The sequence below is a fragment of the Dechloromonas sp. A34 genome (assembly GCF_026261605.1).
Lineage (GTDB): Bacteria > Pseudomonadota > Gammaproteobacteria > Burkholderiales > Rhodocyclaceae > Azonexus.
The window spans coordinates 4,469,043-4,481,626 of record NZ_CP102486.1 but is presented as its reverse complement, the minus strand read 5'-3'; the positions used below and the strand labels follow the sequence as shown (position 1 = coordinate 4,481,626).

General features: G+C 64.7%; 13 protein-coding genes. 9 read left to right on the top strand and 4 right to left on the bottom strand.

The window, feature by feature from the left end:
- Positions 1-18 precede the first annotated feature (18 nt).
- A complete protein-coding gene (gene pbpG / locus NQE15_RS22295; protein ID WP_265944915.1) occupies positions 19-1,062 on the top strand; it encodes a D-alanyl-D-alanine endopeptidase in 1,044 nt (347 codons plus the stop codon).
- 41 nt (positions 1,063-1,103) lie between these two features.
- On the opposite strand, the gene NQE15_RS22290 is transcribed toward pbpG, so the two are convergent.
- Positions 1,104-1,832 carry an IclR family transcriptional regulator gene (locus tag NQE15_RS22290; protein WP_265950383.1) on the bottom strand — a complete coding sequence of 243 codons (729 nt, stop codon included), beginning with the start codon at positions 1,830-1,832 and terminating at the stop codon, positions 1,104-1,106.
- Between the two features lie 130 nt (positions 1,833-1,962).
- On the opposite strand from NQE15_RS22290, the gene NQE15_RS22285 reads away from it, so the two are divergent.
- Genes NQE15_RS22285 through NQE15_RS22265 form a run of 5 tightly spaced genes read left to right on the top strand, consistent with a single transcriptional unit; the run spans position 1,963 to position 6,437 of the window.
- On the top strand, positions 1,963-2,694 hold the full coding sequence (locus tag NQE15_RS22285) for a (Fe-S)-binding protein (RefSeq protein WP_265944913.1): 732 nt from the start codon (positions 1,963-1,965) through the stop codon (positions 2,692-2,694).
- Entirely contained in the window at positions 2,694-4,136 is a 1,443-nt protein-coding gene (locus NQE15_RS22280) for a lactate utilization protein B (RefSeq protein WP_265944911.1), read from the top strand. Before NQE15_RS22285 ends, NQE15_RS22280 begins: the two co-directional genes overlap by 1 nt.
- 2 nt (positions 4,137-4,138) lie before the next feature.
- Complete coding sequence (locus NQE15_RS22275; protein WP_265944909.1) at positions 4,139-4,837, top strand: aldehyde dehydrogenase family protein; 699 nt, start codon at positions 4,139-4,141, stop codon at positions 4,835-4,837.
- Positions 4,837-5,793, top strand: coding sequence for a D-2-hydroxyacid dehydrogenase (locus tag NQE15_RS22270; protein ID WP_265944908.1), 957 nt, complete (start codon positions 4,837-4,839; stop codon positions 5,791-5,793). The genes NQE15_RS22275 and NQE15_RS22270 overlap by 1 nt, the downstream gene beginning before the upstream one ends.
- Positions 5,790-6,437: a LutC/YkgG family protein gene (locus NQE15_RS22265; protein WP_265944906.1), complete on the top strand. Its 648-nt coding sequence runs from the start codon at positions 5,790-5,792 to the stop codon at positions 6,435-6,437. The genes NQE15_RS22270 and NQE15_RS22265 overlap by 4 nt, the downstream gene beginning before the upstream one ends.
- A gap of 31 nt (positions 6,438-6,468) precedes the next feature.
- Here the strand turns inward: NQE15_RS22265 and NQE15_RS22260 are convergent, their stop codons facing one another.
- Positions 6,469-8,103: a methyl-accepting chemotaxis protein gene (locus NQE15_RS22260; RefSeq protein ID WP_265944904.1), complete on the bottom strand. Its 1,635-nt coding sequence runs from the start codon at positions 8,101-8,103 to the stop codon at positions 6,469-6,471.
- Positions 8,096-10,657 carry an EAL and GGDEF domain-containing protein gene (locus NQE15_RS22255; RefSeq protein ID WP_265944902.1) on the bottom strand — a complete coding sequence of 854 codons (2,562 nt, stop codon included), beginning with the start codon at positions 10,655-10,657 and terminating at the stop codon, positions 8,096-8,098. The genes NQE15_RS22260 and NQE15_RS22255 overlap by 8 nt, the downstream gene beginning before the upstream one ends.
- A 288-nt stretch (positions 10,658-10,945) precedes the next feature.
- Between NQE15_RS22255 and NQE15_RS22250 the strand changes: the two genes are divergently transcribed.
- The gene (locus tag NQE15_RS22250) at positions 10,946-11,161 is read left to right on the top strand and encodes an RNA-binding S4 domain-containing protein (RefSeq protein WP_265944900.1); all 216 of its coding nucleotides are present in this window, start codon (positions 10,946-10,948) and stop codon (positions 11,159-11,161) included.
- A 4-nt stretch (positions 11,162-11,165) separates the two neighbouring features.
- Here the strand turns inward: NQE15_RS22250 and NQE15_RS22245 are convergent, their stop codons facing one another.
- On the bottom strand, positions 11,166-11,408 hold the full coding sequence (locus NQE15_RS22245; protein ID WP_265944898.1) for a hypothetical protein: 243 nt from the start codon (positions 11,406-11,408) through the stop codon (positions 11,166-11,168).
- 210 nt (positions 11,409-11,618) lie between these two features.
- On the opposite strand from NQE15_RS22245, the gene NQE15_RS22240 reads away from it, so the two are divergent.
- Together NQE15_RS22240 and NQE15_RS22235 are read left to right on the top strand one after the other, a co-directional pair.
- Positions 11,619-12,113, top strand: a complete 495-nt coding sequence (locus NQE15_RS22240; RefSeq protein ID WP_265944896.1) for a hypothetical protein — start codon at positions 11,619-11,621, stop codon at positions 12,111-12,113.
- Positions 12,110-12,583, top strand: a complete 474-nt coding sequence (locus NQE15_RS22235) for a hypothetical protein (RefSeq protein ID WP_265944894.1) — start codon at positions 12,110-12,112, stop codon at positions 12,581-12,583. Before NQE15_RS22240 ends, NQE15_RS22235 begins: the two co-directional genes overlap by 4 nt.
- Position 12,584 lies beyond the last annotated feature (1 nt).

Genomic DNA, 12,584 nt, shown 5'->3' with positions numbered 1-12,584 from the left:
GTTGGCAGGAGATCGTGAATGAAGCGTAATTTTAAGGCGGCCTTGATGGTCGTTTCCTTGCTGGGCTTGGGGCTGGGCACACCTTTACAGGCTGCAACAGCGAAGAAGCAGGAGCTGCAAGCAAGCAAGAAAGTGGTGGCCAAGTCGGCGACCAAGCCGACTCGAAAAATGGCCGGCAAGGCGGCGCCTTCGAAAGCTGCCGCTGCGCCCGTAAAATTCAAAGGCAAGATGGTGCACGCCGCCGTCGAGAAGTCGAAAAAGCCGATGCGCCGCGTCTCCATGGCGGATATTGACCCCGGGCGGCTGGCCCTGTACTCGGCTTCGGCCCTGGTTATCGATCAGAACACCGGGCAGACTGTTCTCGAAAAACAGCCGAACGCTGTATTGCCCATCGCCTCGATTTCCAAGCTGATGACGGCCATGGTGGTGCTCGATGCCAAACTCGATTTGCAGGAAGTCATCGCGATCAGCGACGAGGATGTCGATGGCCTGAAAGGGACGCGCTCCCGTCTGCCCGTGGGAACGTCTATGACGCGCGAAACGGCCATGCTGCTGGCGCTGATGTCTTCCGAAAACCGGGCGGCGCATGCCCTGGGGCGGCATTATCCGGGCGGACTGCAAGCCTTCGTGCAGGCCATGAACCGCAAGGCCCAGTCGCTCGGCATGTATAACTCCCGCTTCGAGGAACCGACCGGTCTCTCCAGCAACAATGTGTCGACAGCGCATGATCTGGCCCGCATGGTCACCGCCGCCGCTCGCTACCCGGAAATCCGCAGCTACTCGACGACGGCGGAAGCCAAGGTTGAACTCAACGGTCGGGTCCATAACTTCGGCACGACCAACCCGCTGGTTCGCAGTGACAACTGGGAAATCGGCATTTCGAAGACCGGTTACATCTCCGAGGCCGGCCGTTGCCTGGTAATGCAGGCCCGAGTGGCCGACAAGCCGGTGGTGATCGTGCTCTTGGACTCGGTCGGCAAGATGACCCGGGTCGGCGATGCCAACCGGATCAAACGCTGGATGGAAAGCGCCGGTCTGACATTGGAACGCCGTCCGGTCTGAGATCTTTCCGCTTGCTGCATGAAGGCCGCCTGGTGCGGCCTTTATTTTTTGCCGGCGATGTAACCCAGGGCGTGGGACACGGCATCGGCCGTTTGCTTGAGTTGGGCGACCCAGTTCGGGTCGTGGCGGTCGGCGGGTGCGGACACCGAAATCGCGGCTACGACATTGCCCTCGTCGTCGTGAATCGGCGCGGCGACGCATTTCAGACCGAGTTCGGCTTCTTCGTCATCGAAAGCGATGCCATGTCGGCGCACCTTGTCGAGTTCCTTCTCGAGGGCGGTCAGCGTGGTCAGCGAATGCGGCGTCTTGCCGGGGAGGCCGGTCCGCTTGGCGTATTCGCGCACCTTCTGCGGACCGTCGGCGGCCAGGAAGAGCTTGCCGAGCGAGGTCAGATGCAGCGGAGCACGTTCGCCGACCAGATAGACGACACGGACCAAGGCGCGGCCCGACGAGGTGCGTTCGAGATAGACGATTTCGTCGTCGCGACGGGCGCCGAGGTTGATCGCCTCACCAATCTTCTCGTGTAGTTCCTGCATGAAGGGCAGGGCGACTTCGCGCAGGTTGATGCGCGATTTGACGATGGCACCGAGTTCGAGCAGGCGGATGCCGAGACGGTAGGTGCCGGCATCCTCGCGCTCGACGAAGCGCGCCTGGGTCATGGCGGCGAGAATGCGATGGGCGGTCGACGGGTGCAGTTCGGTGATGGCCGCCAGGTGCTTCAGGCTAGCCGCATCAGGCGAGCTGGCAAGTGCATCGAGCAGCGACATCATGCGTTCGATGACCTGAATTGTACCGGGCGCCTTGGTGGCCCCGCTGGTAGCTTCAGACAACTGGATTCCTTTATTGGTGCGGTTTGAGTAGCATTGGCTACTTCGTTTTCTTGTGCGCCGCAATATTAGCATGCGCTTAGCCCTCTACGTTACCTGCCTGGTCGATCTGATGCGTCCCTCAGTCGGCTTTGCGACCCTGCGTCTGCTCGAAGCGGCGGGTTGCGAAGTCGTCGTTCCGGAAGGGCAGACCTGTTGCGGCCAGCCCGCCTGGAGCGCCGGCAATCGCCCGCTGGCTGCCGATCTGGCAAAAAAGGCGATCGCCGAACTGGAGGGCTATGACCATGTGGTCATTCCTTCCGGGTCGTGTGCCGAGCACGTCCGCAACGTCTATCCGCAACTGTTCGCCGACAATGCCGAGTGGGGACCGCGGGCGAGCGAACTGGCCGCCCGGACTCACGAACTGACCGCCTTTTTGGTCGACGTGCTGGGCTTTGCCGCGCCAGCGGCCGAGTTCGCCGGTAGCGTGACCTATCACGATTCCTGCAAGGGGCTGCGTGGTCTCGGAATCAAAAGCCAGCCGCGCCAACTGTTGGGCCAGGTGCGTGGCTTGAGCCTCGAGGAAATGCCGGACAGCGAGGAATGCTGCGGTTTCGGCGGGGCGTTTTCGGTCAAGTTCGGCGACATCTCGACCCAGATCGTCGACCGCAAGTGCGCCTCGATTGCCAGCGTTGGCGCCGATGCCGTGGTCGGTGGCGACCTCGGCTGCCTGCTCAATATCGAGGGCCGGCTACGCCGGCGCGGCGACGAAACGACCCGCGTGTTGCACATCGCCGAAGTGCTGGCCGGCGAGGGCGGGCGCTGATGTCGGCGGCCGGGCCGTCGCAGGCCATGTACTTCAAGGCGCGGGCCGGGGCGCAGGTCAGAAACCCGGTGCTGCAGCGCGCCCTGCAGAAGGCCAAGCCGCTGTTCGTTGGCAAGCGCGCCAAAGGCATCGCCGCGCTGGCCGACGATGACCTCGAGTTCGAAGGGCTGCGCACGGCCTGCGAAGGCATCCGCAACCGCGTGCTGGCCGATCTCGATGTCTGGCTGGCGATCTTCGAGGACAACGCCAGGGCGAGCGGGGCCGAGGTGCTCTGGGCGCGCAACGGCGAGGAAATCTGCGAGCGGGTGATCGAGGTCGCGCGCCGCCATGGCGTGACCAAGGCCACGAAGTCGAAGTCGATGCTCTCCGAGGAGGCCGGCCTCAACGAGGCGCTGGCTGCCGCCGGCATCCGCCCGGTCGAGACCGACCTCGGCGAATACATCGTGCAACTGGCCGGCGAGGCGCCGTCACACATCATCGCGCCGGCCGTGCACAAGACCATCGAGGAAGTCGAGTCGCTGTTCGCCAAGGAGCATGGCCGGTCGCCCGAAACCCGGACCTCGGCCGACATCCCGGCGATGACCCGCGAGGCGCGCGAGGTGCTGCGCCAGCACTTCCTGAGCGCCGAGATGGGCATCACCGGCGCCAATTTCCTGATTGCCGAATCCGGCACCGCCGCCCTGGTCACCAACGAAGGCAACGGCCGCATGGTGACGACCCTGCCCAAGGTGCATGTCGTGATCACCGGCATCGAGAAGATCGTCCCGACGCTCGAGGACTTCGCGACCCTGATGCGCCTCCTGCCGCGCTCGGCGACCGGGCAGACGATCTCGAACTACGTGTCGCTGCTGACCGGCACCCAACGGCCGGGCGACAGCGACGGCCCCGAGAAGACAGTCTTCATCCTGGTCGACAACGGTCGCGCTAATTTGCTCGGCTCGGACTATCAGGACATGCTGCGTTGTATCCGCTGCGGCGCCTGCATGAATCACTGCCCGGTTTATTTTTCGCTGGGCGGTCACGCCTACGGCTGGGTCTATCCGGGGCCGATGGGCTCGGTGCTGACGCCGCTCTACACCGGCATCGAGAACGCACTCGACCTACCGCACGCGACCACTGGCTGCAACCAGTGCGGCAGCGTCTGCCCGGTGCGCATCCCGCTGCCCAAGCTGATGCATCGGCTGCGCGAAGAGCAGACCGAGCGCGGCCTGCGTCCGTGGTCCGAGCGCCTGGCATTGGCGGCGTGGGCTTGGCTTGCCGGCAAGCCGGCCCTCTATCGCTGGGCGACGCGGCGGGCGGCGCGCTACCTGAACTGGCTGGCCGACGGCAGCGGTCGCATCCGAATTTTGGGTCTGGCGCCGGAATGGACGGCGGGGCGCGATCTGCCCGTGGCCTCCGGCAAGACATTTCACGAACTATACGCAGCAAGAAAGAGAGCTTGAACATGGAATTTGCCCCCGAAGGCCCGATGGCCATCCCCCTGTGGATCAACGGCCACGCCTTTCTGACCGTCAGCGATTCCTTCTTCGACGTGACCAATCCGGCGACCGGCGAGGCGATTCGCCGCGTCCCGCTGTGCGGTGCGGCCGAGGCCAAGGAAGCGGTGGCGGCGGCACGAGCGGCACAGCCGCTGTGGGCCGACATGGGCCTGGCCGCGCGCCGGGTCTGCCTGAGCCATCTGGCTGACGCGCTGGAACGCTACACCGGTCACTTCGCCAAGTTGCTGGTCCAGGAAATTGCCACTGACGAGGCAAAGGCGACGGCCGAAGTCGAGACCGCCATCGCCGCCCTGCGTGGCGCCGAAGTCGGCGAGACCGGCGTCTTCGCCCTGGTCGTCGATGCCACCCGGCCGCTGGCCGGCTTCACCGCCGCGCTGGCCCCGGCTCTGCTGGCCGGCGCGACGATGGTCGTCAAGCCGAGCCCGCGCGCACCGTCGGCGGTGTACGCCCTGTGCGAATTGACGGCGCGGGCCGACTGGCCGGCCGGCGTGCTCAATCTGGTGCAGGGCGACACCGCCGCAATCGACGGCCTGTGCGTGGCTGGCATCGACCGGCTGCTCTATCGCGGCCAGCCGGCGCTCGGCGTCGATATCGGCGCCATTGCCGACGCCGCCGGCATGCCCTATGAGATGAAGACGGTCTGATGCAGCGCATCGTCTACCTGGAACGCGAGTCGGTCATCGCCGAGGTCAGGCGACCGTCCTTTGCCCACGAGTGGGTCGAGTATCCGATGACCAAGGTGAGCGAAGTCGTCGAGCGCCTGGCCGGAGCGACCATCGCCATTACCAACAAGGTGCCGCTGCCGGCGGCGGCGATCGCCGCACTGCCCGACCTGAAAATGGTCGCGGTCGCGGCAACCGGCACCAACATCGTCGATCTCGAAGCCTGCCAGGCGCGCGGCATCGTCGTTTCCAACATTCGCGGCTACGCCGAGCACACCGTGCCCGAGCATGTCATGGCGCTGACCCTGGCCCTGTCGCGCAATCTGATCGCCTGGCGGGAAACGGTGCAGGCCGGCCGCTGGCAGCAGTCGGACCAGTTCTGCCTGTTCGACCACCCGATCCGCGACCTGCACGGCGCGACGCTCGGCCTGGTGGGTAGCGGCAGCTTGGGCAATGGCGTGGCCCGGCTGGCCGAGGCTTTCGGCATGCGTATTCTGCGTGCCGAGCACAAAGGGGCGACCAGCCTGCGCTCCGGCTATACCGATTTCGCCGAGGTGCTGGCCAGTGCCGATGTGCTGACCCTGCATTGCCCGCTGACGGAGCAGACCCGGGGGCTGATCGGCGAAGCCGAACTGCGCGCGATGAAGTCCTCGGCGCTGCTGGTCAATACGGCGCGCGGCGGTATCGTCGATGAAGCTGCCTTGATCCGGGCGCTGAAAGAAGGCTGGATCGGCGGCGCCGGTTTCGATGTGGTCACCGCCGAGCCGCCGCCGGAAGGCCATCCGATGGTCGATCCGGAACTGCTGGCGCTGCCCAACTTCCTGCTCACGCCGCATGTCGCCTGGGCCAGTCGGCCGGCCATGCAGACGCTGGCCGACCAGTTGATCGACAACATCGAAGCCTTCGTCGCCGGCAAGCCGCAGAACCGCGTCGCATGAACGCCCGCGACGACATTCTCCAGCGCGTCGCGGCCGGTGTCGGCAAGGGCGATTTCGCAGGGCGCCGGGCGGCGGCCGAGGCCTATATGGCTGGGCAGACTCGCGGGCCGCAGCCAACGATGGGCGAGGAACTGACGACCCGGTTCCGGGCCAAGGCGGAAAGCCTGGCCAGCAGCGTCGATGTCGTGGCGGGCTGGGCCGAGGCGCCGGCCGCCGTGGCACGTTACCTGGCAGCCGGCGATCTCGGCCAGGTGGCGGTGATCACCGCTGACCTCGGCGGGCTCGACTGGGCGGCCAGTGGGCTGACGGTGGCTACGCGGCCGGCCGGAGATGCAGACGGGGTGGGTATTTCCGGCTGCTTCTGCGCCGTCGCTGAAACCGGCACGCTGATGCTGCTCTCCGGACCGCAGACGCCGGCCACGGTCAGCCTGTTGCCGGAAACCCACATTGCGCTGGTTCCGGCCGCGCGCCTGGTCGCCACCATGGAAGACGCCTTTGCCTTGCTGCGTGCCGAGCACGGCAAGCTGCCGCGGGCGATCAATTTCATCTCCGGGCCGTCGCGTACCGGCGACATCGAACAAACCATCGTCCTCGGCGCCCACGGGCCGTGCCGGGTGCATCTGATCCTGCTTGCCGGGGCCTGAGGCGGCACTGGCCGCCCCTGGCCGGTGCCACTCAGATCAGGTACTGGTCCACCGATTTGTTCATCCGCTCGACCAGTTCGCCCAGGTAGTCGGTCGTGTTCGTGGTTTGCGTGACCACCGCCATGTTCTGCTCGGTCATCGCCGCCACCCGTTCGACGCTTTGCGCCATCACCGTCATGCCGCGCTCCTGTTCGAGCGAGGAGTGGGAGATGTCGTTGACCATGCCGACCGTCAGGCGCATCTGGGCGTTGATTTCCTGCAGCGCGTTCTGCGCTTCCTGCACCAGTTGCACGCCGCTTTCGACCTGCTGCGCGCCATGGCGCATGGAATCCACCGCCTTGCCGGTTTCGTGCTGCACGGACTGGGTCATGGCGCTGATTTCGCCAGTCGCCTTGGCCGTGCTTTCAGCCAGTTTGCGCACCTCGTCGGCGACCACTGAAAAGCCACGGCCGGCATCCCCGGCGCGGGCAGCCTCGATGGCGGCGTTCAGCGCCAGCAGGTTGGTCTGATCGGCAATGCCCTTGATGACGCTGGTAATGCGCGAAATTTCCTCCGATTGCTGGCCGAGGCGCTCGACCTGATGGGCCGAGCCCTTGACGGTATCGGCCAGGGCGAGGATGGTGCTGCACGCCTCGGCCGAAAGCCGGCCGCCTTGCTCGGAGAGCGCCGAGGCTTGGGCTGCGGCGGCACGGGTCGAGCCGGCGTGGGCCGCGACTTCGCCGATCGAGACCGTGATCTGCTCGATGCCGGCGGCGGCCGACGCCGTGGCGTCGCTCTGCACGCGTGCCGACTCGCGGACATTGCCGACCCCATCCCTGACTTCGTTGGCCGCCCGTTGCACCTGCGCGGCGGTATCGGCCATGCCCTGAACGGTGGACTGGAAGGAAGAAATGACGCGGTCGATGTTGCCGACCATGTCGCCGAGCAGATCGTGCCGGTGCTGCGGAATGCGCTGGCGCAGATCGCCGCTGGTCAGCATTTTCTCCAGGGAGGCAAAAGTGCCGCCGAGGTCGGCTTTCAGGCGGGGCGTGAAGGCGAACAGGAAGTTCAGGCTCAACAGAGCGCCGATGACGCTCGCTGTCTGTAGCAGCGGGGTCAGGGCTGGGCCGGGGTTGAAGCTGGCGGCGAGAGCGAGGATGCTGAGCAGGCCGCCGAGCAGGCCCATCAGCGGCAACTGGACGCCGAGTCCGGCAAAGTGGGCGAGCGGCGATTTGCGGGCGGCGACGACCCGGCCGTGCTTGATCGCAATCGAGCGGTCGCCCTGGCGGATGCGTTGGTAGGCGGCGGACGCCGCTTTGATCTCTTCCGGGCTGGGCGAGGTCCGGACTGACTGGTAGCCGACGATCCGGCCGCTTTCCCGGATCGGCGAGGCATTGGCCACCACCCAGTAGTAGCCGCCATCCTTGCGCCGGTTCTTGACCACGCCGCGCCAGGGGCGCCCGGCGCCGAGGTCGAGCCACATGTCGGCGAAGGCCTCGGGCGGCATGTCGGGGTGGCGAACGATATTGTGGTTTTCGCCGAGCATTTCCTCGCGTCGGTAGGCGCTGATTTCGGCGAAGGCCTCGTTGGCTTCGGTGATTACCCCTTTGAGGTCGGTTCGCGAATAGATGAACTGCCCTTCCGGCAAGCGGGTTTCGCGGTCGGAGACTGGCTGGTTGTTACGCATTGACGTGCCCCTGGATTGGTTCGGATGGTTCGGTGTCGGGCCACAGATCGATAGTCCCCAGTTCGGACATCGGCGAATTGTTGCGGATGAACATTTCCGCCTGGTCGGCCGGCAGGGGCTTGCTGATCAGGTAGCCCTGGATTTTTTCGCAGCCGATGCTGAGCAGGAATTTGCGTTGCGCTTCGGTCTCGACGCCTTCGGCGACCACTTCCAGCCCCAGCTTGTGGGCGAGCAGCACGGTGACGTCGCAGATGTCGGCGTCGTTGGGGTCCGATTCGATGTCCTTGACGAAGGAGCGATCGATTTTCAGCGTATTGATCGGCAGCAGCTTGAGATAGGCCAGCGACGAGTAGCCGGTGCCGAAATCGTCGATCGACAGGGTCAGCCCGCTGGCGCGCAGCGTCTTCATGACGCTGATCGATTCGTCCGGGGAGGCCATGGACATCGATTCCGTGACTTCGAGGTCGAGCAGGTCGGCGCTCAGATGGTTGCTCGCCAACAATTGGTGGATGCGGGCCGGCAGCGTCTTGTCGAGGAACTGCCCGGAGCTCAGATTGATCGACATGCGGATGTGGGCGATGCCCCTGACCTGCCAGGCCTTGAGCTGGCGGCAGGCCTCTTCCAGCACCCAGTCGCCGATCGCCGCGATCATCCCGCTTTCCTCGGCAATCGGGATGAAGTCGCCGGGCGGGACCAGGCCCCGGGTAGGATGCTGCCAGCGGATCAGGGCCTCGACGCCGACGATGGTGCCGCTGCGCAAGTCGAGCTGCGGCTGGTAATGCAACAGGAACTCGCCGCGCGCCAGGGCCAGACGCAAGTCGGACTCGAGGCTCATGCGTTCGGTCGTCGCGATGTTCATGTCTTCGGTGAAGAACTGGTAGTTGCCCCGCCCCTTGGCCTTGGCGTGGTACATCGCGACGTCGGCGTTTTTCAGCAGGTCGCCGATTTCCTGGCTGTCGTCGGGGTAGAGGCAGATACCGATACTCGGCGTGGTCCGTTGTTCCAGGCCGTTGATCAGATAGGGGGCGGAAATTTCCTGGGCGATCTTGTCGGCCAGGTGGGCGGCGTCGGCCGGGGAAGTGATGCCGGGCAGGGCGACGACGAATTCGTCGCCGCCGAGGCGGGCGACGATGTCGCTGTCGCGCACGGCGCCGCTCAGGCGTTGCGCGACCTGGATCAGCAGTTCGTCGCCGGCCTGGTGGCCGAGGGTATCGTTGATGGTCTTGAAGCGATCGAGATCGATCAGCATCAGCGCCAGCTGCATCTGGTTGCGCTTGCAGAAGGCGACGGCCTGCTCGAGTTTTTCATGCAGGCTGAAACGGTTGGGCAGGTTGGTCAGGGTGTCGTGATGGGCGAGATGCTGGATGCGCTCCTGGGTCGCTTTGAGTTCCGAAATGTCGATGAAGCTGCCGATGTGGTTGCGGATCCGCCCCGACTCGTCGCGGACCAGCGAGACCGAGAGCCATTTGGGATAGGCTTCGCCGGTCTTGCGGCGGTCCCACAACTCGCCCTGCCAGGCGCCATCCCGATGCAGGCAGGCCCACATTTCCTTGAAGACTTCGGGTGGCGTGGTGCCGGCCGAGAGGACGCGCGGGTTTTTGCCCATCACGTCGTCCGGCTGGTAGCCAGTGAGGGCCGTGAAGGCCGGGTTGGTGGCGACGATCCGGTTGGCGGCATCGGTCACGATGATGGCTTCGTTGCTGTTCGAGAAGACCATGGCGAGCAGGCGCAGATGGTCCTCGGACTGCTTGCGTTCCGAAATGTCCTGGACGGTGCCTTCGTAGCAGATGAATTCGCCCTTTGGCCCGTACACGGCGTGGGCGTTTTCGGAAATCCAGATGCGCGAGCCGTCCTGCCGGTAGACCTCGGACTCGAAGTTCAGCACTTCGCCCTGGGATTCGATCTGGCGCAGAAAATCGTCACGACGCTGGGGCAGGACATAGAGGCGGCGTTCGATATCGGCGAGATCGGCGATCAGCGCCTCGGTGCTGGCGTAGCCATAGAGTCTGGCCAGGGCCGGATTGGCGGCCAGGTAGCGTCCGTCGCGGGTGGACTGGAAGATGCCCTCGGAGGCGTGCTCGAAGATGTGGCGGTAGCGCAGTTCGGCCTCTTCGAGGGCATCCTGCGTCGTGCGCCGGGCCGTAATGTCTTCGATGAAGCCTTCGATCGCTGCCTCGCCTTGCTCGTCACGGATGGCGATGCCGCGTTCGGCAACCCATTTGACTTCCTGCGCCTGGGTGACGATCCGGTACTGAACGGCAAAGCGCTGCCCGCTGCGGACGGCGCTTTCAATACACTCGCGGACGCGGCTGCGGTCGTCGGGATGGGTGATTTCCTCCCAGGAAACTGTGTTGTTTTCGACAATTTCGGCGGGGAGGTAACCGCTGAGTTCCAGGCATCCCTGGCTGACGAAAATCATCGTCCAGTGACGGTCGTGCAGGCAGCGGTAGGCCATGCCTTCGAGGTTCTTGACGAGGGTGTCGAGGACTCGCGAGTGATTGACGGCAGCGGTGGAAATGCTGCGTGGATGGCGGCGTTGGGGACGGAAATGCACGGCAAGAGGGAAAGCTGAATGATCAGGTAGGTACTACAGCAAGTAGCGTACCCGCCTCGATCCGGCGTTTTATGACGTTTTTGCGCCGTGCTGGTGCCATTTGAGAAACCATGCACTGTTAATGGGCATTTCAGCCGTGCTGCCGGCAGCAAAAATCGATAACCCGATACAATGCGCGCGTTGCCGGAATGGCTTTGCTCATTGTCCGGCTGGCCGATGGCAGCGAAAAATCATCACCCTGGCGCTGATCGAGCATGTCGGGGCCAACCGATACAGAAAGGATAAAACATGACCATCCGCTTTGCCGTGCGCGGCGACTATATCCAGCTCGACCAACTGCTCAAGGCGACTGGTCTGTGCGAGTCGGGTGGCGCCGCCCACGCTGCCATCGCCGAAGGGCGAGTGCGGGTCGACGCCGTGGTCGATACCCGGAAACGCGCCAAGCTACGTCCGGGTCAGACGGTGAGTTTTGCCGGGGAAACCGTCGACCTGGTGGCCGAGTAAGGTCTCAGTTGCGGATGCGGTCGAAGATGTCGGCGGCGACTTCGCCGGTGGCCAGCGTATTGGCCGGCACCAGGGCCGACCTGACGGCGCCAAAGTAACTCAGCCATTCCGATTCCGAAACCACGTATTCGTTGATTTCCGGCATCCGGCGTTCGGTCCGGCGTCGCCGATCCTTCCAGCCCTGCGGTGGCCCCAGTTCTTCCTGGCGCCGGTCGGCGCTGTCTCGTGCTTCGCGTTTGGTTCGCATGCTTACCCCCTCTATTTTTTGGTCTCGCTGACTGGGTGACGACTTGAAGATTTGGATTTGCCATCCGGTGAATGGTTCAGCGTTGCCGAAGTCGATCGATTAAAATAAGAAAAATCTAATATTTAGAAGCGGCGCCATGGCCTATCCACGTTATTCCGATATTTCCCGCAGCTTCGCCCCGGCTGGTTTGCCGCCGTGATGGGGACCGGCGTGCTCGCCCTGACCACCCACGGTCTGGCCCGGCAATGGCCGGCGCTGGCTCTGCCTGCCGAACTGTTGCACTGGTTCAACAGTCTGCTCTTCGTGATTCTGGCGCTGCCCTGGCTGACCCGCTGGTTGCGCTTCCGTCCGGCGGCCATGCAGACCATGCATCATCCGGTGCAGGCCAATTTCTATCCGACCTTTTCGATTGCGCTGCTGGTGCTGGCCGCCCAGTGGCTGGCCTTTACCTCATGGACCGGGGTCGCGCTGACGCTGTGGTGGCTCGGGGTCGGCCTGCATTTCGTCTTCAGCTTTAGCGTGCTCTTCCTGATGTTCAGTGGCGAGCACGTCGGACTCGATCACGTGACACCGGCCAATTTCATCCCCGCTGTCGGTCTGGTCGTCATGCCGCTGGCCGGGGCACCCCTGCTCGCCCACATGGATGGCGCGCTGCGCGAATGGGCGCTGACCATCAACGTCATCGGCCTGGGGCGGGCAGCATGATGTACCTGGCGCTGCTTGGCCTGACCTTTCAGCGCAAGTATCTGCACAAGCCGGCCCAAGGCATGCTGACGCCAACGATCTGGATTCATCTGGCACCGATCGGCGTCATCCCGGTCAGCCTGATGAATCTGCTCGAACAACTGCCGTTTCCGGCGGCGCGCGAGGCGGCGACCGTGCTGATGTTGCTGGTCTGGGGCTTCGGTGTCTGGTGGCTGGTAATGGCTATCCTGCTGACGCTGGCGGCACGCGCCGCCGGGCAATTGCCCTTCGCGCTCTCGTGGTGGGGATTCACCTTCCCGGTCGGGGCCTTTGTCGCTGAGAGCCTGCGCCTGAACCAGCTGTTGGGTTGGGGCAGTCCGTTGGCGATCGGCGTTGCCGCCTGGCTGCTGCTCTGCGTGCTGTGGGCGGTCACCGCACTACGTACCGCCCGCGGTGTCGCCAGTGGCACCATTTTTCAGCCGCATCCCTGAG

Coding starts and splice junctions, on each gene's coding strand:
- NQE15_RS22285 (WP_265944913.1), top strand. CDS start 1,963: ATGCGCTTAGCCCTCTACGTTACCTGCCTGGTCGATCTGATGCGTCCC.
- NQE15_RS22265 (WP_265944906.1), top strand. CDS start 5,790: ATGAACGCCCGCGACGACATTCTCCAGCGCGTCGCGGCCGGTGTCGGC.
- NQE15_RS22245 (WP_265944898.1), bottom strand. CDS start 11,408: ATGCGAACCAAACGCGAAGCACGAGACAGCGCCGACCGGCGCCAGGAA.
- NQE15_RS22275 (WP_265944909.1), top strand. CDS start 4,139: ATGGAATTTGCCCCCGAAGGCCCGATGGCCATCCCCCTGTGGATCAAC.
- NQE15_RS22235 (WP_265944894.1), top strand. CDS start 12,110: ATGATGTACCTGGCGCTGCTTGGCCTGACCTTTCAGCGCAAGTATCTG.
- NQE15_RS22280 (WP_265944911.1), top strand. CDS start 2,694: ATGTCGGCGGCCGGGCCGTCGCAGGCCATGTACTTCAAGGCGCGGGCC.
- NQE15_RS22270 (WP_265944908.1), top strand. CDS start 4,837: ATGCAGCGCATCGTCTACCTGGAACGCGAGTCGGTCATCGCCGAGGTC.
- NQE15_RS22250 (WP_265944900.1), top strand. CDS start 10,946: ATGACCATCCGCTTTGCCGTGCGCGGCGACTATATCCAGCTCGACCAA.
- NQE15_RS22260 (WP_265944904.1), bottom strand. CDS start 8,103: ATGCGTAACAACCAGCCAGTCTCCGACCGCGAAACCCGCTTGCCGGAA.
- NQE15_RS22290 (WP_265950383.1), bottom strand. CDS start 1,832: ATGATGTCGCTGCTCGATGCACTTGCCAGCTCGCCTGATGCGGCTAGC.
- pbpG (WP_265944915.1), top strand. CDS start 19: ATGAAGCGTAATTTTAAGGCGGCCTTGATGGTCGTTTCCTTGCTGGGC.